Source organism: Sphingomonas sp. PAMC 26617 (assembly GCF_000242835.1).
In the GTDB taxonomy this organism is placed as follows: Bacteria; Pseudomonadota; Alphaproteobacteria; order Sphingomonadales; family Sphingomonadaceae; genus Sphingomonas.
This window is the reverse complement of sequence record NZ_JH594425.1, coordinates 2,028,474-2,050,934: the sequence shown is the minus strand read 5'-3', so window position 1 is coordinate 2,050,934 and position 22,461 is coordinate 2,028,474. Positions and strand designations below refer to the sequence as shown.

Annotated in this window: 16 protein-coding genes; 11 read left to right on the top strand and 5 right to left on the bottom strand. The window is 67.9% G+C overall.

Features of this window, described 5'->3' with window-relative positions:
- Window positions 1-242: 242 nt before the first annotated feature.
- The gene (locus tag RH91_RS09075; protein ID WP_010162380.1) at window positions 243-1,046 is read right to left on the bottom strand and encodes a universal stress protein; all 804 of its coding nucleotides are present in this window, start codon (window positions 1,044-1,046) and stop codon (window positions 243-245) included.
- A 101-nt stretch (window positions 1,047-1,147) separates the two neighbouring features.
- Window positions 1,148-2,605, bottom strand: coding sequence for a phospholipase D-like domain-containing protein (locus RH91_RS09070; RefSeq protein WP_010162379.1), 1,458 nt, complete (start codon window positions 2,603-2,605; stop codon window positions 1,148-1,150).
- A gap of 195 nt (window positions 2,606-2,800) precedes the next feature.
- Between RH91_RS09070 and RH91_RS09065 the strand changes: the two genes are divergently transcribed.
- The 5 genes from RH91_RS09065 to pncB all read left to right on the top strand — a co-directional run bounded on the left by RH91_RS09065 (window position 2,801) and on the right by pncB (window position 8,875).
- Entirely contained in the window at window positions 2,801-3,319 is a 519-nt protein-coding gene (locus RH91_RS09065) for a hemerythrin domain-containing protein (protein ID WP_010162378.1), read from the top strand.
- A 30-nt stretch (window positions 3,320-3,349) separates the two neighbouring features.
- Window positions 3,350-5,098, top strand: a complete 1,749-nt coding sequence (gene poxB, locus RH91_RS09060) for a ubiquinone-dependent pyruvate dehydrogenase (protein WP_010162377.1) — start codon at window positions 3,350-3,352, stop codon at window positions 5,096-5,098.
- 174 nt (window positions 5,099-5,272) lie between these two features.
- Window positions 5,273-6,253, top strand: coding sequence for an aldo/keto reductase (locus RH91_RS09055; protein WP_010162376.1), 981 nt, complete (start codon window positions 5,273-5,275; stop codon window positions 6,251-6,253).
- Window positions 6,250-7,086, top strand: a complete 837-nt coding sequence (locus RH91_RS09050; protein WP_010162375.1) for an aldo/keto reductase — start codon at window positions 6,250-6,252, stop codon at window positions 7,084-7,086. The genes RH91_RS09055 and RH91_RS09050 overlap by 4 nt, the downstream gene beginning before the upstream one ends.
- A 484-nt stretch (window positions 7,087-7,570) precedes the next feature.
- Window positions 7,571-8,875 carry a nicotinate phosphoribosyltransferase gene (pncB, locus tag RH91_RS09045; RefSeq protein WP_010162374.1) on the top strand — a complete coding sequence of 435 codons (1,305 nt, stop codon included), beginning with the start codon at window positions 7,571-7,573 and terminating at the stop codon, window positions 8,873-8,875.
- Window positions 8,876-9,158: 283 nt separating this feature from the next.
- Here the strand turns inward: pncB and RH91_RS09040 are convergent, their stop codons facing one another.
- The 3 genes from RH91_RS09040 to RH91_RS09030 are packed head-to-tail and all read right to left on the bottom strand — an operon-like array spanning window position 9,159 to window position 12,696.
- Window positions 9,159-9,545: a response regulator gene (locus RH91_RS09040; RefSeq protein ID WP_010162373.1), complete on the bottom strand. Its 387-nt coding sequence runs from the start codon at window positions 9,543-9,545 to the stop codon at window positions 9,159-9,161.
- Window positions 9,542-12,049 carry a CHASE3 domain-containing protein gene (locus tag RH91_RS09035; protein ID WP_010162371.1) on the bottom strand — a complete coding sequence of 836 codons (2,508 nt, stop codon included), beginning with the start codon at window positions 12,047-12,049 and terminating at the stop codon, window positions 9,542-9,544. The genes RH91_RS09040 and RH91_RS09035 overlap by 4 nt, the downstream gene beginning before the upstream one ends.
- Window positions 12,046-12,696: a LuxR C-terminal-related transcriptional regulator gene (locus RH91_RS09030; protein ID WP_010162370.1), complete on the bottom strand. Its 651-nt coding sequence runs from the start codon at window positions 12,694-12,696 to the stop codon at window positions 12,046-12,048. The genes RH91_RS09035 and RH91_RS09030 overlap by 4 nt, the downstream gene beginning before the upstream one ends.
- A 136-nt stretch (window positions 12,697-12,832) precedes the next feature.
- Here RH91_RS09030 and RH91_RS09025 point away from each other — a divergent pair, with 136 nt between their 5' ends.
- The 6 genes from RH91_RS09025 (at window position 12,833) to RH91_RS09000 (ending at window position 22,253) form a co-directional block, all read left to right on the top strand.
- On the top strand, window positions 12,833-13,483 hold the full coding sequence (locus RH91_RS09025) for a response regulator (protein ID WP_010162369.1): 651 nt from the start codon (window positions 12,833-12,835) through the stop codon (window positions 13,481-13,483).
- A gap of 376 nt (window positions 13,484-13,859) precedes the next feature.
- Window positions 13,860-14,825 (top strand): hypothetical protein, encoded by a 966-nt coding sequence (locus tag RH91_RS09020; protein ID WP_010162368.1) that lies wholly within the window; start codon window positions 13,860-13,862, stop codon window positions 14,823-14,825.
- Window positions 14,826-14,836: 11 nt separating this feature from the next.
- Window positions 14,837-15,310 carry a DUF11 domain-containing protein gene (locus RH91_RS09015; protein WP_010162367.1) on the top strand — a complete coding sequence of 158 codons (474 nt, stop codon included), beginning with the start codon at window positions 14,837-14,839 and terminating at the stop codon, window positions 15,308-15,310.
- Between the two features lie 53 nt (window positions 15,311-15,363).
- Window positions 15,364-16,500: a hypothetical protein gene (locus RH91_RS09010; RefSeq protein ID WP_232283448.1), complete on the top strand. Its 1,137-nt coding sequence runs from the start codon at window positions 15,364-15,366 to the stop codon at window positions 16,498-16,500.
- Between the two features lie 168 nt (window positions 16,501-16,668).
- On the top strand, window positions 16,669-21,615 hold the full coding sequence (locus RH91_RS09005; RefSeq protein WP_010162365.1) for a DUF11 domain-containing protein: 4,947 nt from the start codon (window positions 16,669-16,671) through the stop codon (window positions 21,613-21,615).
- 47 nt (window positions 21,616-21,662) lie between these two features.
- Complete coding sequence (locus RH91_RS09000; protein WP_232283447.1) at window positions 21,663-22,253, top strand: PilZ domain-containing protein; 591 nt, start codon at window positions 21,663-21,665, stop codon at window positions 22,251-22,253.
- The last annotated feature ends 208 nt before the right edge of the window (window positions 22,254-22,461 follow it).

Here is a 22,461-nt window from a genome sequence, read left to right as displayed (position 1 = left end):
AGAATACCGACGCCTTGCTCAACCCTTCTTTCAAAGGGCGAACCGAGCGCCGAGGATCTGGGGACTGCAGAAGCGAACCGTTTGGTCCGTCGCTGCTGTGACACCCCTCTATGAGCGTCGCACGATTCGGTCAAACGCTTTCTTGCAGTTTTCTTTCATTCGCGCGGCAAGATTGTCTCTTTCCCGAGGAAATCCGCGCTTTTCCGCCCTTGGAAGAGGCGCTTCGACGAAGCGTGAATCCCTCAGTGCGCCATCAGAACCGGGACCGGACACCCCTTCAGCATCGTCGCGGTAACCCCGCCGAACAGCGATTCGACCCACCGCGCGCGGTCGAATCCCCCCATCACCAGATAGGCAGCGTCACGACTGCGCAAAACTGTGGCGAGGATGTCCGCCACGGTCCGGCGTTTCCCGGTTTCGATCTGAACCTCAGCGTGGATATCGTGACGCGCCAGATATTCCGCCGCTTCGGTCGCTGGAACCGACACCGAACCGTCGTCGATCTGCACTACCGTCACCGAAGCCGCCAACGCCAGCAACGGGACCGCAGCCCGCAGCGCCGCCTCCGCCGAATCCGATCCGTCCCAGGCAACCACGGCATGGCCGGACACATCGAGCCGGTTCGCGGTTTCGGGAACCGCCATCACCGGCTTGCGGCTCTTGAGCACGAGGTCCCCAGCGATCCCCGTCATGTCGGGATACCACCCCTCGTCGAGCCGACGGTTGACGACGATCAGGTCGGCAAGCTTGGCCGCCGCGCGCACACAGCTGGCCGGGTCGCCCGTGGCATCGCGCCAGTCATGCGGGACGTCTTCCTGAACCAACCGGCTTTTGAGCGCGATGGCATTGCGCGATTCGCGCTGTTGCTCGTCCGCGAGCAGGAGGGCGTCGCCGCCAGCCCCCAAATAGTCTCCCACGAACAGCGGGACCGCGACAACGTCGACGCAGGTGAGATGCCCGCCCAGCCCGCGGACAAGATCGAGTGCGACCTGAAGCCGCGCCTCCTGCCCTTCGTCGTCATGTACCAGGACCAGGATGTTCTTCACCGACCGCCTCCCTCGCTACGAATGGGGATGAGGCTAGGCCAGGCAATGTTGCAGAAGAATCGGGATTAGTACGGAGCGGGCAGCCGCGGACCCGCCTAGCGTCAGCGCCGGCGTAACCGTCGGAGCAGCCCGCCCTTGGCGATCCCCTCAAGCGCGGCCCCGGGCCCCTCCGCATCGAGCACCTCATTGTCGGCGAGCCACGTCTCAACTTCGTTGAGGTCCGGCGTCTCATACGGGCGGAGCGTCTTGCCCTGCCCGCGCAACGCCTCGATCGTCGCGATCAGCGAGCCCGTTTGCGCGAGATGCGCGCTGACCGCGTCGACCTCGAGCCCGAGATGCTCGGCAATCAACCCGTCGCGGATGCCGGTGATGACCGGGCCATAGTCTTCATTGCCCGGGCTGGCGGTGGTGATCGTCACGTCGCATTCGGTATCGAGCCGCATCGAGCGATTGTTCATGTTCGACGACCCGACCCGCAGGCTGACGTCGTCGACGATCATGATCTTGGCGTGGACGTAGATCGGCTCGCCGCCTGCGGTGTGCGGGTGATAGATGCGGAAGCGGTGTCCTGCGTCGCGCCGATGGAGCGTCTCGTACAACCGGGCGCGCGCCGTATCCATCGCGAGGGGCTCGAGCCAACCCTGTGCCGCCACCGGATTGATCAGTACGATCTCGGGACCGTCAGGCTCGTCGAGCCGCTTCGCGATCGCCTCACCGATCTTCCGTGACGCGAAATACTGGCTTTCGGCATAGATCGACCGCTTCGCGCGCGCGATCTGATCGAGGTACAGCCGTTCGATCTCGATGACGGGGTCGCAATCCGGCATCTCGGGCGCACTCCGCGCAATAGCGACGGTGACCTCGCCGAAATGCCGCTCGAGCGCGTCCGGCCAGCAATCGGTCCCGCCCTCGACCGGCATGATCGGATGGCCGCCCGCGCGTTCCCACCGCATCCGCGCATGATCGCCGAGCGCCGCCGCGACCGGACCGGTGAGCGCGGTCGTCGCATCGTGCCAGGGCTTGTACGGCTTGCCGTTGGGCTGGTGCCGACCGGGTTCGTCATCCAGATGCGCGCGCGTGTCCCAGCGGTCGCCGGTCATGTCGATCCCGCCGCAGAAGGCGAAGCAATCGTCGATCACGACGATCTTCTGGTGATGCGACGCGGCGGGAGGGTGCTTGGCATCGAGCTTGGTGTGGATCCGTGGATGCCGCATCCATTTCAGCACCGTGAGAATCGTGCGGCCGCGGAACAGTGTCTTCATCGCGCCGAGATCCCAGCGGAGCAGGAAGACTTCGAGCTCGGGATTATGCTCGACCAGCCACAGGATGAAATCGCCGACCCGCGACGGCGCGTCGCGCGCTTCGTCGCTGGTGCCCAGTTCGATCCGCGCATCGAAATCCCAGCCGATCAGCATGATCCGCTTGCGTGCCTTGAGCATCGCGGACCGCGCGTGGCGGAAATAGTCAGCGGCATCGACGATCACCGCAGCGGCGTTCGCCTGCTCGATCCGCCAGCAGGTGTCGCCTGGTCGCAGCGACTCGGTGCCGCTGTCGGTCATGGTCGGCACGAAGCCGGTAGCGTGCGGGCAAGACGGTCCATCACATGCCCTTACGCGAAAGCGCTACGGCCGAGTCAAGGATTTCGATTCGCGCCCGCGCAATGCGAGAAAGCCGCGCTGTTCGGGGACCGGAACGGCGGCTCGCGTGTTTGTCCGCTCGACCCGACGGCACACGCCGCTTTCCAAGGACCTATCATGGATATCACCGACCTGATCCTCGACGACCATCACCAGATCCGCAAACTGTTCGCACAGATCGAGCAGATCGACCGGTCCGATACGGAGTCGCTCGGGGCGATCTGGGGGCGGCTGAACGCGCTGCTCGATACGCATGCGGAGGCGGAGGAACGCTTCTTCTATCCGCGACTGATGCAGATCGGCACCGGCGGCAACGATGCGCCGAGCGCCGAAGAGGAAACCGAGGACGCAATCGAGGATCATAACAAGATCCGTGACGCGTCCAGCGCGGTCAACAAGGAAATGGTCGGGTCGGACGCATGGTTCGCGGCGATCGGCAAGGCGAACGAGGAAAACGGCGACCACCTCGCCGAGGAAGAACGCCAGGGCCTGACCGACTTCCGCGAGCATGCGACGCTCGAGGAGCGGCACGATCTCGCGGTCAAGTTCGCGGCGTTCAGCGCGGCGCACATCACCGGGGTCAAGCCGGTCGACAAGGACCCGGATCAGTGGGTTGCGGATCACGCCAAGAAGTAACCCCTGCCCTCCCTCCCCAGGAGAAACCCGATGTCGAAGACCACGATCGCAGATTTGTTCGCCCAGACGCTCCATCTCGCGGGGGTCGAACGGATCTACGGCGTGGTCGGCGACAGCCTCAACGGGCTGACCGAGGCGATCCGCGCGCAGGGCAAGATCGAATGGGTTCACGTCCGCAACGAGGAAGCCGCGGCGTTCGCGGCCGGGGCCGAGGCGCAGCTGACGGGCAAACTCGCGGCGTGCGCGGGATCGTGCGGGCCGGGGAACATGCACCTGATCAACGGGCTGTATGACTGCAACCGGACGCGCGTGCCGGTGCTGGCGATCGCCGCGCAGGTGCCGAGCGGCGAGATCGGCTCGAACTACTTCCAGGAGACACGGCCCGAGGCGCTGTTCCGCGAGTGCAGCGTCTATTGCGAGACGATCAGCGATGCGGACCAGATGCCACGGACGCTCGACACCGCGATCCGCGCGGCGGTGGGGCATCGCGGGGTTTCGGTCGTCGCGATTCCGGGCGACGTTGCCTTGCGCACCACCACGGGCACGCTGGCGCGGTCGGCGGATGCGTTGCTGCCGGCCGCCCCCGTCATCACCCCGGCCGCAGGGGAGATCGCGAAGCTGGCGGCGCTGCTCAACGATGCGGGCAAGGTCACGATCCTGGCCGGGCGGGGCTGCCGGGACGCGCATCCGCAGTTGATCCGGCTGGCGGCTGTGTTGCAGGCGCCGGTGGTGCATGCGCTCGGTGGGAAGGAATGGGTCGAATATGACAACCCCTATGACGTCGGGATGACGGGGCTGATCGGCTTCGCCTCGGGCTATGAGGCGATGATGGCGTGCGATACGCTGCTGATGCTCGGCACCGATTTCCCCTATCGCCAGTTCCTGCCGAATGATGCGAAGGTCGCACAGATCGACCTTCGGCCCGAGAACCTCGGGCGGCGGACCGCGATCGACCTCGGGCTGGTCGGCGATGTCGCCGCCACCATCGAGACCGTCTTACCGCAATTGCGCGACGGGCGCGACCGGGACTTCCTCGATAAGTCTTTGAAAAACTATGCAAAGGCGCGCGAGGATCTGGATGAACTCGCGGATGGGAAGCCCGGCAGCGGGGTGCTCCACCCGCAGCATGTCGCGCGGCTGGTGAGCGAGATGGCGAGAGAGGATGCGGTGTTCACCGCCGATGTCGGCACGCCGACCGTATGGGCCGCGCGCTACCTGAAAATGAACGGACGCCGCCGGCTGATCGGATCGTGGAACCACGGGTCGATGGCGAACGCGCTGCCGCAGGCGATCGGCGCGCAGGCGGCCTCGCCCGGCCGGCAGGTCGTGTCGCTGTCGGGCGACGGCGGCCTCGCGATGCTGATGGGCGAATTGCTGACGGTTCGCCAGCTGGCACTGCCGGTGAAAATCATCGTCTTCAACAACGGGACGCTCGGCTTCGTCGAGATGGAAATGAAGGCGGCGGGGCTGGTCGAGACCGGGGTCACGCTCGACAACCCCGATTTCGCGGCGATGGCGCGCGCGATGGGGATGCACGCGGTGCGCGTCACCGACCCGGGCGATCTTGCGCGCGGGGTGCGCGAGGTGCTCGATCATCCTGGGCCCGCCTTGCTCGATGCGGTGACCGCGCGCGACGAATTGTCGATGCCGCCCAAGATCACGCTCGAGCAAATGAAGGGCTTCACGCTCTACATGGCGAAGGCGATCCTCAGCGGGCGCGGCGACTCGGTGATCGAATTGGGGAAGACCAACGTCGGGCTGTTGAAGACCCTGTTCTGAGGTGCCCGTTTTCCCGCGAAAGCGGGAATCCAGGGTCGCGCAAAGCAACGCACGTTGGTGCGTGCGACTCCTGGGCTCCCGCCTTCGCGGGAGAACGGAAGCGTTTCTCGGACGGCCTGCCCCGTCCCGCGTCCCGAAAATCCTTATGACCGTCTTATTTTGAAGGAAAAAGCGATGGAGTATCTGAAGCTCGGCATGACCGGCCTCGACGTCTCGCGGCTGTGCCTCGGGTGCATGACGTACGGCATTCCCGATCGCGGCAACCACGCCTGGACGCTCGACGAGGCGACCAGCCGCCCAATCCTGCAAAAGGCGGTCGAGGCGGGAATCAACTTCTTCGACACCGCCAACGTCTATTCGGACGGCACGTCGGAGGAGATCGTCGGCCGCGCGCTCAAGGATTTCACGCGGCGTGAGGAAGTCGTGATCGCGACCAAGGTCCACGGTCGGATGCGCCCCGGACCCAATGGCGCAGGGCTTAGTCGCAAGGCGATCATGACCGAAATCGATGCCAGTTTGACGCGACTCGGCACCGATTACGTCGATTTGTACCAGATCCATCGCTTCGATCCCGAGGTTCCGATCGAGGAAACGCTCGAGGCGCTGCATGACGTCGTGAAGGCGGGCAAGGCGCGCTACATCGGTGCGTCGTCGATGTATGCGTGGCAGTTCGCGACGATGCTCCACGTGTCGGACGCGAACGGCTGGACGCGCTTCTCGACGATGCAGGATTATCTCAACCTGCTGTACCGCGAGGAAGAGCGCGAGATGCTGCCGTTGTGCGAGGCGGAAGGGATCGGCGTGATCCCGTGGAGCCCGCTCGCACGCGGACGGCTGACGCGCGACTGGGACGCGGCGACCAACCGCTCGGAGACCGACCAGTTCGGCGCGACGCTCTACAGCCACACCGCCGACGCGGACCGTCGCGTGGTCGAGCGGGTCGCCGAGATCGCCAAGGACCGCGGCGTCCCGCGCGCGCAGATCGCGCTTGCCTGGGTGCTGGCCAAGCCCGAAGTCACCGCGCCGATCGTCGGCGCGTCCAAGCCGGGGCATCTCGACGATGCGATCGCGGCGCTCGAGATCGGGCTGACCGAGGACGAGATCGCACGGCTCGAGGAACCGTATGTGCCGCATGCGGTGGTCGGCTTCGCATGAGTGCGAAGACGGTCGCGCTGCCCGATGGCACGCTGGTCCCCGCGCTCGGGCAGGGCACGTGGAACATGGGCGATTCCGCCAGCACCCGCGCGGCCGAGATCGCCGCGCTGCGCGAGGGGATCGCGCGCGGGATGACGCTGATCGACACCGCTGAAATGTATGGCGATGGCCGGTCGGAGGATCTGGTCGGCGAAGCGATCGCGGAGCTGCGCGACCAGGTCTTCCTCGTCAGCAAGGCATTGCCGCAAAATGCGTCGCGCGCGCGGCTGCGTGCCGCGTGCGAGGCGAGTCTGGAGCGGCTCGGGGTGGAACAGCTCGACCTGTATCTGCTCCACTGGCGTGGACCGGTTCCGCTGGCAGAGACGGTCGAGGCGATGGAGCGGTTGGTCGCAGACGGGCTAATCGCGCGCTGGGGGGTGAGCAACCTCGATGCCGACGACATGGCGGAGCTCGCCGCGGCGGGGGGCGCGGCGTGCGCGACCGACCAGATCCTGTACAATCTTACGCGGCGTTCGCCCGAGCTGGACTTGCTGCCGTGGCTTGAGGGGCATGGGATCCCGGTGATGGCGTACAGCCCGGTCGAACAGGGGCGGCTGCTCGGGAATGCCACCTTGCGGTCGATCGCGGCGGAGTTCGACGCGACGCCCGCGCAGGTGGCGCTGGCATGGGTGCTGCGCGATCCTTCTGTGATCGCGATTCCGAAGGCGGGGTCGGTGGAGCATGTCCGCGACAATCACGCTGCGCTCGATCTGGTTCTCGACGGCGTGCTGTTGGACAGGCTGAACGCGGCGTTTCCACGGCCGAAGACGCGCAGGCCGCTCGAGATGCTGTGATGGCGGGGTGGGCATGTGTGCGGCACGGTTGATGCCGGCACGCGTCCGGCGAAACCGATGCGGGGGAGCTCCCCTCCCCTTCAGGGGAGCGGCTTTTGCGTTCGAGCGGGACAATCCCGCTGCGCTCGATCTGGTGCTGGATGGGATGTTGCTCGATCGGCTGGACGCGGGGGAGCTCCCCTCCCCTTCAGGGGAGGGGCTGGGGGTGGGGCCGTGCCTGCTTCCGACGGCCAGGGTGCTGGACTGCCCCACCCCAACCCCTCCCCTGAAGGGGAGGGGCTTTCGTCTGTTTACGTTCACGCTTTAAATCCGATGTTACTGGCGAACCGCCTAGAAGGCGGACGACGGCGACGATGGCTTCCAATGCTCCCGGGAATGACGGGCATAAGAAAACCTTGGCTTTCCATCCGAGTGTAACCTCGGCGCAGGCCGCCGCGTCAGCCGACGATGGACATTCCGTCACAATCCCGGAACAAGCGCCCGCATGATCCTCACCGATATCGCGACGCGCACCTATAACCACGGCTGGCGGCTCGACCCGATCGTGCGCAGCCTGCTCGATACCGATTTCTACAAGCTTCTGATGCTGCAGATGATCCGGCAGCTCCACCCGGACGTCGAGGCGACCTTCTCGGTCATCAACCGCACAAAATCGGTCCGGCTCGCGGAGGTGATCGACGAGGCCGAGCTGCGCGCGCAGCTCGATCATGCGCGCACGGTGCGGTTCGGGAAGAAGGAGCTGATCTGGCTCGCGGGCAACAGCTTCTATGGCAAGGAGCGGATGTTCGCGTCGGATTTCCTCGGCTGGCTCGCCGAGTTCCAGCTCCCGCCCTACGACCTGCGCGTGGTTGACGGGCAATATGAGCTGCATTTCGATGGCCCCTGGACTCACACCACCATGTGGGAAGTCCCAGCGCTCGCGATCCTCAACGAACTCCGGTCGCGCGCGGCTTTGCGCGGGCACGGGCGGTTCGAGCTCGACATCACCTATTCGCGCGCCAAGGCGCGGCTGTGGGACAAGGTCGAGCGGTTGAAGCAACTCCCCGGTCTCGTCCTGTCGGATTTCGGGACGCGGCGGCGGCACGGGTTCCTGTGGCAGCGCTGGTGCGTCGAGGCGCTCAAGGAAGGGCTCGGCAGCCGCTTCATCGGGACGTCGAACGTGCTGCTCGCGATGGACACCGACCTCGAGGCGATCGGCACCAATGCGCACGAATTGCCGATGGTCGCTGCCGCGCTCGCGCGCGACGATGCCGCGCTTGCCGCCGCGCCCTATCAGGTGCTCGAGGACTGGCGGCGGCATTATGCGGGCAATCTGCTGATCGCGCTGCCCGATGCGTTCGGCACCACCGCGTTCCTGGCGAACGCGCCGCACTGGCTGTCCGACTGGAGCGGGTTCCGCCCCGACAGCGCGCCGCCGATCCCGGCGGGCGAGCAGATCATCGCCTGGTGGCAGAGCCACGGCGTCGACCCGCGCGAGAAACTGCTGATCTTCTCGGACGGGATGGACGTCGACTCGATCGAGCAGGTCTACCGCCATTTCCACGGGCGCGTTCGGCTGAGCTTCGGCTGGGGGACCAATCTCACCAACGACTTCCGCGGCTGCGACCCGCGCGGCGGGGCTGCGCTCGAGCCGATCTCGCTGGTCTGCAAGGTGACGCAGGCGAACGGGCGTCCTGCGGTCAAGCTGTCGGACAATCCCGCCAAGGCGACCGGCGACCCCGCCGAGATCGCGCGCTATCTGCGCGTGTTCGGCGCGGAGGGACGGGTTCCGAGCACGGTCAGCGTTTAGGGCGAAGCCGGGTGGGACACGCCCCCCTGCCCCCTGCCCCCCTGCCCCCTGCCCCCTGCCCCATGCCCCCTGCCGTCATGCTGAACTTGTTTCAGCATCCACCGTGCAACCGGCACGGACTGGACTCGCGGCGCAGTGGACCCTGAAACGAGTTCAGGGTGACGGTGGTCAAGGCTCCGGGCGACGGCGGTCATAGCTCCGGGTGACGCCGCTCATCCGTCAGATAACGCCGGATCGAAACGCGCCCAGCATCCCGTCAGGCCATTCCCCTGCGCCGTCTCCGTCAGCCCCGCCCGATCAGCCGGCGGACGGTGCCGACCAGCTCGATCGGGTCGAACGGCTTGAGGATCACCCCGGTCGCGCCCTCGAGCTGCGGGCGGAGCGCGTCCGACTCATGCCCGCGCGCGGTCATGAACAGCGCCGGCGTTTCGGCGAGTCCCGGACGTTCGCGCAACGCGGCGAGCAACGCGATCCCGTCCATTTCCGGCATCATCACGTCCAGGATGATCGCATCCGGTCGCCATGGACCGGCATCGACCAGCCGCAGCGCAACCGCGCCCGACCGTGCCGCGCGGACCTCGATCGCCGGATCCAGCGACAGCGCCATTTCGACGATCGTGCGGATGTCGTCATCGTCGTCGACGTAGAGGATCCGCAGCGAGTCGCTCATGACCGCGTCCGCACGTCCAGGATCCGCCGCACCGTCGCCCTGAGGTCGGGGAGTGATCCGCGCGACTTGACCAGCACCGCATCCACCATCCGCGCGGCATCGGGGGAGATTTCATGCGCGGAGAAAATGATCGTCGGGATCGCGAGCCCGTCCGCATCGACCAGGATCGGCAGCAGTTGCAGCGCCGAGCCCTCGGGCAAATGCAGATCGAGGATCGCGATATCAGGGCGCTCGGTTTCGAGCAGCGCGCGCGCCGCGGCGAGGTCAGTCGCCTTGAGGACTCGCGCGTCGTGATGCAGCGCGGTTTCGGTCAGCGACAGGACGTCGGGGTCGTCGTCGACGTGCAGGATCGTCGCCCGGGCGGTGCCCGACCGGCCGGTCGCGGTATCGATCGCTTGCGCAAGGCGGCGCGAGTCGACCGGCTTGACCAGCCAGTCGACGAGGTCGAGCGGGACCGGATCGTCCACCTGCGTCCGGTCGAGCGCGGACAGGATGATGATCGGCAGCGACGATCCGCCGTCCGCGGTGCGCAGCGATTGCGCGAGTGCGAGACCGCTTTCGCCCGGCAGCCGGAGATCGAGCAGCAGGGCGGCGAAGCACCGACGGTCGAGCGCGTCGCGCGCATCGCGCGTGTTGGTGACCCGCTCGGCACGGTACCCGAATTCTGCAACCATGGACTCGAGCATAGCCGCCATCCCGACATCATCCTCACAGATGAGAACGCACGGGTGGTCGGACGGCTCCGCGACCGGTGCCGCTTTTCGGTGCAGGTCCAGCGCGAAGGCAAAGCGCGATCCGCCGCCGGCGCGATCCTCGAACCAGATCCGCCCGTCATGCCGCGCGACGATCTCGCGCGAGATCGCGAGGCCGAGCCCGGTGCCGATCCCCTGCTCGCCGTCGGCGCGTTCGAACCGGCCGAAGATGCGGTCGCGGAAGGCGACCGGCACGCCCGGGCCCTCGTCCTCGACGCTGACGATCGCCTTGCCGTTCGCTTCGTCGGGCCCGAGCACGATCCGCACCACGCCCCCGGTCGGCGTCGCGCGCACCGCGTTCGAGACGAGGTTGGTGATGACCTGCAGCAACCGATCGGCATCCCCCATCACGGGGACTTCCCCGTCGGGCAGGTCGCAGACGATCTGCACCGATTCGACCGCCGCGAGTCCCTGGCTCCCGACCTGCGCGCGGTCGACCACCGCGCGCAGGTCGATCGCGCTGCGCGCGAGATGGAGCGTGCCCGAGCGGATCCGGTCGACATCGAGCATGTCGTTGATCAGGCGGATCAGCCGCCGCGAATTGTTCTCGGCGATCTCGACCAGCCGCGCCGCCGCGTCGGGAATCGCGCCCGCCGCGCCCGCGCGCAGCAGCCCGAGCGCGCCGACCACCGACGTCAGCGGGGTGCGCAATTCGTGGCTGACGGTCGACATCAGCGCGTCCTTCATCCGCTCCAGCCGCTTGCGTTCGGACACGTCGCGCGCGGACACGACGAGATAGATCCCGTCGGGCAGGTCGATCGCGCCGAGCGCGACGTCGACCGAGACTTCGTGCCCGTCGCGGTGCAGCAGCGTGCGGTCCGACCGATAGGGTTCGAGCAGTTCCCCGTCGCGCAGCTGGACCCGGTCGCGCAGCGGAACACCGGTATCAGGGAAGCGCACCACTTCGGAAAGATGGCGACCGATCAGCTCGCCCGGGGCATAGCCAAGCAGCGTCGATGCCGCACGGTTGATCGTTTCGATCCGGCCCGCGGGGTTGACGATCGCCATCGCATCGATCGTACTGTCGAGGATCGTGCGGTTGCGCTCGGCGCTTTCGAACGCCTGGCACCGCGCGGCGTAGCGCGCCATGCTCTGCGCCCAGAAGGCGCTCGCCGCGGCAAGCGCGATCAGCGCGATCAGCCCGATCCCGAGCCAGATGCTGCGCAGGTTCGCCGCCGTCGCCTGCCGGAACGCCACGAAGCTGCGATCGCGCGCGCTCCCCGCCGCGCGCACGATCTCGGCGGAGATCGCGCGCATCTCCTGCATCAGCCGATCGCCATCGCCGTCCGCGACGCGGGCCGCCGCGCGCGCGAATCCCGCGCTGCGGCGCTGCGCGATCACGCCGTCCATCTCGGCGAACTTGCGCGCCGCGAGCGCTCGCATCCGGCGCAACCGCGCGCTCTGCTCCGGATCCCCGGCGAGATCGCGCTCGAGCGAGGCGAAGCCTGCGAACACCGCGTGGCGGGCCGGGGCGTAATTCTGCAGGAAGCGGTCGTCCCCGGTGATGACGAAGCCGCGCTGCCCGCTTTCCGCATCCGCGATCCGCGGGATCAGCGTGCTGGCGACGAGCTTGCGGTCGAACGAATCATGCGCCGCATGCCGCAAGGTCTCGCTGGCCGAATATTCGTGGTCCAGCCCCACCGCCATCAGCGCGAGCAGCAGCGGCACCAGCAGCGCGCCCAGCGCGAAGCGCAGCGCATTCGGCCGCTTCGGGACGGCCGGGTCGGGCGGCACCGGGCCCGGCCCGCTCACGGGTTGGCGATCCGATCGGCCTCACCCAGCAGCGGCTGCATTGCCAGCAGCGCCTGTGCGCGATTGGTGACACCGAGCTTGCGGAAGATCGCGGACATGTGCGCCTTGACCGTCGCCTCGGTAATGCCGAGGTCGCCCGCGATCTGCTTGTTGAGCCGTCCGTCGGCCAGCGCGAGCATGACCCGGCGTTGCGCGCCCGACAAGGTCGCGAGCAGATCCCGCGCGGACTGGGTCGACCGGGGCGTGGTGCCCGCAACCGGGAACACCCGCTTGCCCGCCACGATCTCGCGGAGCGCCACCGTCAGCTGGTCGAGCGGCCAGCTCTTCGACAGGAAGCCGACCGCCCCAAGAACCTGCGCAGTCTCGATGATCCCCGGATCGCGATTTGCCGAAACAAAGGCGATCGGGGTCTGGCCGAGCAAATGCTGCAACTGCAAAAAACCCGAAAAACCGCGAGAATCGGGCAAGACGAAGTCGAGCAAAACGAGCTTGTGCCCCTTCTTGCGCAAGGCTGCCGCCTGCTCCGCTTCGGCGATCGACCCCGCCGTATCGACCGCGACGCCGGGCACGGCAAGTTTCACCGCGAGGATCAACCCCTCGCGGGTCAGCGGATGATCATCCGCGATCAGTATATGTCCCGCCGTCATCCTCTTCGAGCCCTCCGGGACCAAGTCTCGCGCCGCTGCGTCTTTAACTTAAGTGGAACGGAGCGTATGGACATTTGATAGAGAGATCAACGTCTTCAAGTGAAGGGTTCGAAAAATCACGCCGCACCGCTTCACTGTGCTTGTCGTCGATGACGAACCGGCCAATCGGCTTGCGATCGGTCGTCACCTGATCGCCGAAGACTATGTCGTACATTATGCGGCGGACGGTGCGGTCGCCCTCGCCTGCGTACGCCGTGCCGTGCCGGATCTGATCGTCATGGATCTCGAAATGCCGGTGCTCGACGGCTGGATGGCGATCCGTGCGGTACGCGCGTTGCCGCCGCCGCTGGGGGACGTTGCCGTGCTGTGCTATTCCGCGCAACGCCCCGATACCGCGCGGTTGCGCGCCGCAGGGTTCGATGGCGTGCTACCCAAGCCCTGCGACGGCGCGACGCTGGCGGCTGCGATTGCGCCGTGGAGCCCGACCGGCGCGCTGGCGGACATCGAACGGCTTGCCCAGGTGTTCGGCGCCGCGGAGATCGCCGGGCTCGTCGTCCGCTTCCGCGATCACCTTGCCCAGGCGCTTGCCGAACTCGACGGCGACACCGATCGCGCCAGCGCGCATCGCATCGCCGGGATTGCGGGAACGCTCGGGTTCGCGCGCGTCGGGCACAGCTTTCTTGCGCTATCGGAAGGCGATGACTCGATGCGCGCGCGTGCGCGCCGCGACGCGGCGGCGGCGTTGCGGCAGATCGACCGGGCCGGGTTCGACCGCGGCCTTCCCTGAACCGAGGGTCGCGCGCGCGGTCATACCGCGCGCCCGGCCTCGGGCCCGCGGGCGTACAGCGTCGGCGAAGCGCCGACTTCGCGCGTGAAGGCGACGCTGAAAATAGGCGTCCGGGCGCGTTCGATCCGCGTTCGGACGCGAGAACGGCGATGGCGGCGTTCGCACCCGGAGGATATCGGGCCGGGCCGTTTACCTAGGCCACCGCGCCGATTGGACGATTGTTGCGCGATCCCGCCATCGTCCGGATGAAAGAAATACCAATGCGATCCATAGCGTTAGACTTTGGTCGGAGATCCCCCGCCGCGTCATCCACAAGTAGGATCGCGTTAACCGCAGCGCGCTTGAGTGCCCTCACAGCAACCAGTGGGCAACGAACGTGCGGGCAAGGGACGACAGCAGCGGGAGGATCGGGCGGACCGCAGCGCTGTGCGTCGCCGCGTCGGTCGTCGCCTTCGCCGCCGCGCCCGCGCGTACGGCGACGCCCGCCGGCACGCCGATCGCCAATACCGCCAAGCTGACCTTTGCCGCGGCGGACGGCAGCACCCCGACGCTGACTTCCAACACGGTGACGCTCCCGACCGCGGAGATTCTCAACGTCACGATCGCCGCCGATATGCCGACGCGTGCCACGCGCGGGAACGAGACGGTCGCGGTCGGCTTCGTCGTCACCAACACCGGCAATGGCAAGGAAGACTATACGCTTGCCGTCAGCAGCGCGGCGACCGGGGTGTCGGTCGACCGGCTTGCGGTCGATAGCGATGGCGACGGTGCCTATTCCGCCACCGCCGACCAGACGCTTGCCCCCGGCGCGGCGCTGGCGCTCACCCCCGGGCAGGTCGTCCGCGTCTTCGTCCTCGTCGACGCCGCGCAGATCGGCGCGGGCACCGCGATCACCGCACGCGTGACGGCGCGGACCGGGAGCGGTGCGGCGGGCACCACCTTCCCCGCGGCAGGGGATGGCGGCAGCGATGCGATCGTCGGCGCAACCGGCGCGACCGCCACTGCCGCGACGCAGCTCTCCCCCACCGCCGGCCTGCCGACGCTGACCAAGTCGCAGAGCGTGTTCGCCCCCGACGGCAGTAGCCGCGCGATCCCCGGCGCGATCATCACCTACCGGCTGGTCGCGGGCTTCGTCGGCGCGACGCGCGGCGTGGTGATCGACGATCCGATCCCGGCGGGGACCGCTTACGTCCCCGGCAGCCTGCGGCTCGACGACGCGGCGCTGACCGACGCGGGCGACGCGGATGCGGGCAGCGCCGGCGCGGGCGCGATCCGCGTCGCGCTCGGCGACATCGCGGGCGCGGGCAGCCGCACCATCCAGTTCAGCGTGAAAATCCAGTGAGGAGCCCAGCCATGTTCACCCCCCTACGTCTCGCCATCCTGGCCACGTCCGCGATCGCGCTGCCCGCGCTCGCCGCCGGGCCGTTGCAGGTCGAATCGAAAGTGCTCGCCGAGCAGAAGACGCGCGCGCCCGACGGTACGGTGCGCGTCGCGCTCGCGCCGGTCCGCCGGGTCGTGCCGGGTGACCGCGTCACCTTCGTCCTCGCCTATCGCAACACCGGCACGCAGCCGCTCGGCAACGTCGTGCTCGACAATCCCGTCCCCAAGGGGATCGCGTACCGCGCCCCCGCCCCGACGTCCGCCGCGCCCGAGGTGTCGGTCGACGGCAAGACCTATGGGGCGCTCGCAAGCCTGCGCGTTGCCTCCGGCACCGGCACGACGCGCGCCGCGACCGCCGACGATGTCACCCATGTCCGGTGGCGGCTTGCGCGCCCGATCACGGCCGGCGCGCAAGGCCAGCTCGCGTTCGAGGCCGTGCTGCGATGATCCGCCCCACCATCACCACCAAGACCAACGTGTAGAACAGGGAGTATCACATCATGTTACGGAACAGGGTTCGCACCATGCTGCTGACGGGGTCCGCCGCGGTCGCCAGCATCGCGATCGGCACGGGCAGCGCGCAGGCGCAGAGCGCCGCGCAGAACACCACCGCCGGCACCAGCATCAGCAACACCGCCTCGGTCACCTACACCGTGAACGGCACCGCGCAGACGACCAACTCGACCACCGCGACCTTCGTGGTCGATCGCAAGGTCAACTTCACCGTGGTCGCCGACCAGGGCGGCACCAAGACGCAGGTCAACCTCGGCCAGACCGATGCGGTGACCACGTTCCGCGTGACCAACACCACCAACGGGATCCAGGATTTTCTGCTCGAGGCCGACCAATCGCAGATCGTCAACGGGCTCGTCACCGGGATCGACGACTTCGACATGCTCAACCTCAAGGTGTTCGTCGATTCGAACAACAACGGCGTCTATGACGCGGGCGTCGACACGCGGACCTATATCGACGAACTCGCGCCCGATGCCTCGGTCGCAGTGTTCATCGTCGGCAACGTTCCCGGGTCGGGCACGCTCAGCCAGGCCAATGTCGATCTCCACGTGACCGTCGCGAACGGCGGACAGGCCAATACGCAGGGCAATGCGCTGATCCCGACCGACACCAACCTCGCCAACGCCGACAATACCGTCGACATCGTCTTCGCCGATGACGACAATGACGGGATCGGCATCGACATCATCCGCAACGGCCAGGGCCGCGCCTATGCATCCTATGAGATCGGCACGCGCAACGTCGCGCTGACGGTGACCAAATCGGCATTGGTCCTGTCGGACGGGGTGAGCGTCGGCAATCCGAAGTCGCTTCCCGGCGCGACGGTGCAATATTGCCTGCTCGTCCGCAACGCGACGTTGCTGACCGCGGCGAACGGGGTGCAGCTCAACGACGTGGTCCCCGCCAACACCACGTACGTTCCGGGGTCGATCACGATCGGCACGCCGGGCGGAACCTGCGTTCTGCTCGGTTCGACCGAGGATGACGATGCGGATGACGCGGGCGAGACCGACGGCGTCACCGCCTCGTTCAACAGCACCACCAAGAACGTCAACGCGATGGTCGGCACGGTCGGTGGCGGCGGGAGTATCGCGGTCGCGTTCAAGGTGACGATCAACTAGCCGCCCGCGCGTCCACCCCAACAGGAGAAGTGTCCCCTCGGCGCGCGAAACCCGTGCGCCGGGGAACGCCCCGCCATGTCCAGATCCAGGCATATCGCCCATTTCGGCGCCCTCCTCGGGCTAGCCGCCGTCGTCTCCGGGAGCGCTTCCCCGGGGATAGCGGCCGATGTGACGCGGATCGCCAATACGGCAACGCTCGGCTTCGACGCCTCGAGCGGCCGACAATCGATTTCGTCGAACAGCGTGACGCTCGACGTCAACCGCACCAAGCGCCCGACCACGCTCAGTTTCCGCCTGCTGCCCATCGGGTATCAGTTGACCGGACTGAAATGCGAGACGTCGCCGCAGAAATTCACCCCCGCGCCGATCGACGCCGCGACGCTTGCCACCGCGCCCAGGGTGGCGGCGCTCGACACCAGCGAGCCGCTGATCCTCGTGCTCGACAATGCGGGTGGCAATCGCGACCCCAACGCACGCGAAATCTCGCGGATCACGGTGACGACGCCGACCACGACCGGCTCGATCGAGCTGCTCGAGACGGGGCCGGACACGGGCGTGTTCGCGGGCGGCGTTCCCGAAAAGGGCGGTGGCACCCCGGAGATCGCGCCATGCGACGTGACGCGCGGGCGCGGCGCCAATTTCACGCTGTCGTTCCAGGAGGATGACTTCAGCCTCGCGTCGTCCGCGTCGATCCTGGTCGATCCGGCGGGCTATGTGTTCGATTCGGGCACCGGCGCGCTGATCGACGGCGCGACCGTCTCGCTGCTCGACGACGCGGACCAGCCCGCGGTCGTGTTCGGCGACGACGGCACCAGCCGCTACCCGTCGACCGTCGTCAGCGGGACGCAGGCGACCGATGCGAGCGGGCGGAATTACACGTTCACGCAGGGCAATTACCGCTTCCCGTTCGTCGCGCCCGGCACCTACCACCTGCGCATCGTCCCGCCCGGCGCCTATACCGCGCCGAGCACGAAATCGCTCGCGGAACTGACCGCGCTGCGCGATCCGACCGGGGTCCCCTTCATCCTCAACGACGCGTCGTTCGGCAAACGCTTCACGATCGACACGCCCAACCCGTTCTATTCGGACATTCCGCTCGACCGCGCGGGCGCGAGCGCGCTGCTGATCGCCAAGACCGCGTCGGTGCGCGAGGCGTCGCCGGGCGATTTCGTGCAATATCTGGTGAGCGTGACCAATCGCGGGACCGATTCCGCGCGCAACATCCACCTGACCGACATCCTGCCGACGGGACTGCGCTACGAACGCGGGTCGACGCGGGGTGCGGCCGAGGCGGTGCCCGCGGCGGACAGCCGGACGCTCGATTTCGCGGTCCCGCCGATCGCGCCGGGGCAGCGCGTCGACATCCGCTACGTCGTCTCGGTCGCGCCGGGCGCACCGAGCGGCGAGGCGCTCAACCGCGTGCTTGCGGCAGGCAGCGCGGGTGCCACCAGCAACGAGGCGGCGGCTTCTGTGCGGATCACCCCGCTGCTGTTCACCAGCGGCTTCACGCTGATCGGGCGCGTCACCGAAGGCGGTTGCGGCGACCCCGACAGCGGGCGGATCGGCATCCGCGGGATTCGCCTGCTGCTCGAGGACGGCACCTTCGTCGTCACCGACAAGGACGGATACTATCACGTCGAGGGCATCCGCCCGGGCCGCCACGTCGTCCAGCTCGACACCAACAGCCTCCCCGCCTCGCACCAGCCGGTCGCGTGCGACAGCGACACGCGCACCGCGGGCAGCGCGATCTCGCGCTTCGTCGAGGCGCAGGGCGGGGTGCTCAAGCGAGTCGACTTCCAGCTCCGCCCGACCGGCGTGAAGGCCGCCACCGCCAACGCGCTGCCGATCACGGTCGCGAGCGACAGCATCGCGGCGGGCGACCGCGACTGGCTCGGCGGGCAGGCCGCCGGAACCGCGATCCTGTTCCCGACCGCGGACACCAACCCGCGCGCACCCGTCACCCGCGTCGTCGTCAAGCATCTGCCGAGCCAGCGCATCGCGCTCAGCGTCAACGGCGTGCTGGCGGAGGCGCTCAACTTCGACACGACCGAGACCGCGCCGGACAAGAGCGTCGCGGTGTCGCGCTGGTCGGGGCTGGGGCTCAAGGCCGGCGACAACCGGATCGTCGCGCGCGTACTCGATGCCGACGGCAAGCTCGTCACCACGCTCGAACAGACGGTCCACTCGTCGGGTGCGCCGGTGCGCGCGGTCTATGCGCCGGACAAGAGCCGCCTCGTCGCCGACGGCCTGACCCGCCCGCTGATCGCGGTGCGCGTGACCGATCGCGACGGCCGCCCGGTCCGCGACGGGACGGTCGTGCCCTTCACGGTCGACCAGCCCTATGCCGCCGCGATCGACGCCGAACTGGCGCAGCGCCGCCCGCTCGAAGGCCGTGGCAAGGCATCCGCCACCGCGCGCGTCACCGGCGACGACGGTCTCGCGTTCATCGCGCTCGAGCCGACCACGCAGGCGGGCGCGGTGCATGTCTCGCTCGCGCTGGCCGAAAAGGAGCAGATCCGTACCAGCGACATCCGCGCGTGGCTCGCGGGCGCGCAGCGGGACTGGGTGATCGTCGGCTTCGGGTCGGGGACGCTCGGCTATGATACGCTCAAGACGCGTACCACCCGGCTGCCGCGCGGGATGCGCGAGGGCGTCGTCACCGACGGGCAGATCGCCTTCTATGCCAAGGGGCGGATCAAGGGATCGTGGCTCGCGACGATCGCCTATGACAGCGACCGCACGATCGACCGCACGCGCGGGCTGCTCGGCACGATCGACCCCGATCGCTATTACACGGTCTATGGCGACGGGTCGCAGCAGGGCTATGACGCCGCCACCCAGCGCAAGCTGTACCTCCGGCTGGAACGCCGCAACCTGTACGCGCTACTCGGCGATTTTGAGACCGGGCTGACCGATACGCAACTCACCCGCTACAGCCGCACGCTCAACGGGGTGAAGGCCGAGTACCAGGGCAATCGCATCCTGTTCAGCGCGTTCGCGGCGGACACCGACCAGCTCTATGGCCGCGACGAGATTCAGGGCAACGGCCTGTCCGGCCCGTATCGCCTGTCCGGCCGCACCATCGTCCCCAACAGCGACAAGCTGCGGATCGAGACGCGCGACCGGATCCGCCCCGAGCGGATCCTGTCGACCAGGCTGATGACCCGCCACATCGATTACGACATCGACTCGAGCGCCGGCACGATCCGCTTCCGCGAGCCGATCCTCGGGCGCGATGCGAACAACAACCCGGTGTTCATCGTCGTCGATTACGAGACCGAAGGCCGCACCCGCCAGCTCGCCGCAGGCGGCCGCGCCGCACTGCGCCTCGCCAAGGGCCGCGCGCAGATCGGCGCGAGCGTGCTGCGCGACGAGAGCGTCGGCAATGCGACCGTCGCGGGGCTCGACCTCAAGGCCAAGCCGACCGCCAACACCGAAATCCGCGGCGAAGTCGCCACCGGGGGCAAGCTCGGGCTCGCGACCGGACGCGCCTGGCTCGCCGAGGGCGAGATCCACACGCGGCGGATCGACCTGCTCGCCTACGGACGCAGCCAGGATCGCGGCTTCGGGCTCGGCCAGCAGAACATCGTCGAGGCGGGCACGCGCAAGTTCGGGATCGACGGGCGCGTCGCGCTGCTCGACAAGCTCGCGCTGACGCTGACCGCGTGGAACGCGACCCAGCTCGACACGCCGGGGATGCGCACCGCCGCCGAGACCCGGCTCGAATATCGCCGGACGCGCGGCACGCTGTTCATCGGCGGCACCTATGCCGACGACACCGGGATCGACGGCAAGGCACGCCACTCGCGGCTGCTCACGCTGGGCGGGACGCAGGACCTGTTCGGGGGCAAACTGACGATCGGCGCGCAGGCGCAGGTCGCGCCGGGCGGCGACAAGGAGAGCGTCGATTTCCCGCTGCGCCAGCAAGTCACCGCCGCGCTGCGGGTCAGCGACGGGGTGCGCCTGCTCGCCGGATACGAGATCGCGCAGGGCCGCGACTTCACCGCCAACACCGCACGCGTCGGGTTCGACGTCGCACCGTGGTCGGGCGCGAAGCTGATGAGCACGCTCAACCAGCAGGCCGCGAGCCAGGCCGCGACGCCGACCGGCAGCACCGCGTCGACCGGGGGCGAGAACGGGCAGCGCACCTATGCGCAATATGGCCTCAACCAGTCGCTCAAGCTGAGCAAGCGCTGGACGCTCGACCTGACGCTCGACGCCAACACCACGCTGCGCGGGCGGGTACCGACGGGCGCGCTGGTCAACGCGTTCGCGAGCACCGCCAACACGCCGATCGCAGGGCAATATGGCAATGACGGCGATTATGTCGCGGCGACACTCGGCGCCGGGTATCGCGCGGCGCTGTGGTCGTGGAACGGCCGCCTCGAATATCGCCGCTCGGACCAGAGCGACCGCTGGACGATCAACAACGACGTGCTGCGGTCGCTCGGGGCAGGCCGGACGCTGGCGGCAAGCGTGCATTATTCGGACCTGACCGACACGCGCGGCGCGAAGGCATCGTTCGGCACCGCCGACCTCGCGCTCGCGCTGCGCCCGCAGGACAGCCACTGGTCGCTGCTCGAGCGGCTCCAGGCGCGGAACGAACGCGCGGATGCGGGGATCACCGATCGCAACGTCATCGGCGTCCCTGCAGTCGGCGGCGGCTTCCAGTCGACGCTGCGCTTCATCAACAACCTTGCGGTCAATTACCGGACCGGACCGGAAGGCGCTGGCCACGGGTTCGAGGCGACGGTCTATTACGGCGCGAAGTGGGTCCGCGGCAGCTTCGGCGACGACGATTACACCGGGTTCATCGACGTGATCGGATTTGACCTGCGCCGCGATCTCGGCCGCCGCTTCGACGTCGGGATGCAGGGATCGGTCCAGCACGCGTGGGACCGCGGCAGCGTGGCGTTCAGCGGCGGGCCGTCCGCCGGAGTGTCGCCCGCGCAGAACGTGTGGATCTCGGTCGGCTACAACATCACGGGGTATCGCGACCGCGATTTCGAGGCGGATCGCTACACGCGCTCGGGCGGCTATGTCACCGCGCGGCTCAAGTTCGACCAATGGTCGCTCGGCCGCGCCGGCCGCACGATCTTCGGGGGCGCGAAGTGATGCGCGCCGCCGGCCACAGCTTATGCCTTACGTCTGGGAGAGACTCGATGACCTTCATGGCCCCCATCGCCGTGCCCGCCACCGTCACCGAACGGCGCGAGGACGAACGCTATCGCCGCGTGCTCGCGACGGGCAAGCTCAACCTCGACGGGTGCGAGATGTTCTGTTTCGTCCGCGATCTGTCGGTGGGCGGCGCGAAGATCGAGACGCTGACGGTGCCCGTGATCGGCCAGCAGCTCCAGTTCGAGATGCGCGGGCTCGGGCCGTGCACCGCGCGGGTGGTGTGGAACCGCGGGTTCCTGGTCGGGCTCGCGTTCGATTCGCCGCAGGACCTGGCAACCGTGTCGGACCGCGGGACGCGCCAAGGCTATTGCGCGCGCGCGCCGCGGTTCGCGACCAACCGGCTGGCGCAATTCCGCGTTGCGGGGTCGATGGTCGCGGTCGAGCTGGTCGATCTCAGTGCGGGTGGGGCGCGGTTGCGCGGCGCAGGGTTGATACGGCCGGATACGCCGGGGTGCCTGATCCTCGACGGCATCCCGCCGCGCGCGGGGTTCGTGCGCTGGACGCGCGACGGCGACATCGGCTTCAAGTTCGCGCCGATCCTCGACTTGCCGACGTTGATGCAGATTCTGAGGTGAGCGGGGTGACGTTGGGTGTGGGAGTAAATTCGCGGGGCCGCGATACAAAACCTCCGTCATGCTGAACTTGTTTCAGCATCCACCTTTCCGCCTGCCCGGCCAGCCGTCGGGCCACGGTGGACCCTGAAACGAGTTCAGGGTGACGCTGCGTTCGGGAACAAGCGCGCGCAGTCGCTATTCCAAGACCCCTTCATATTGAACGGGTTAC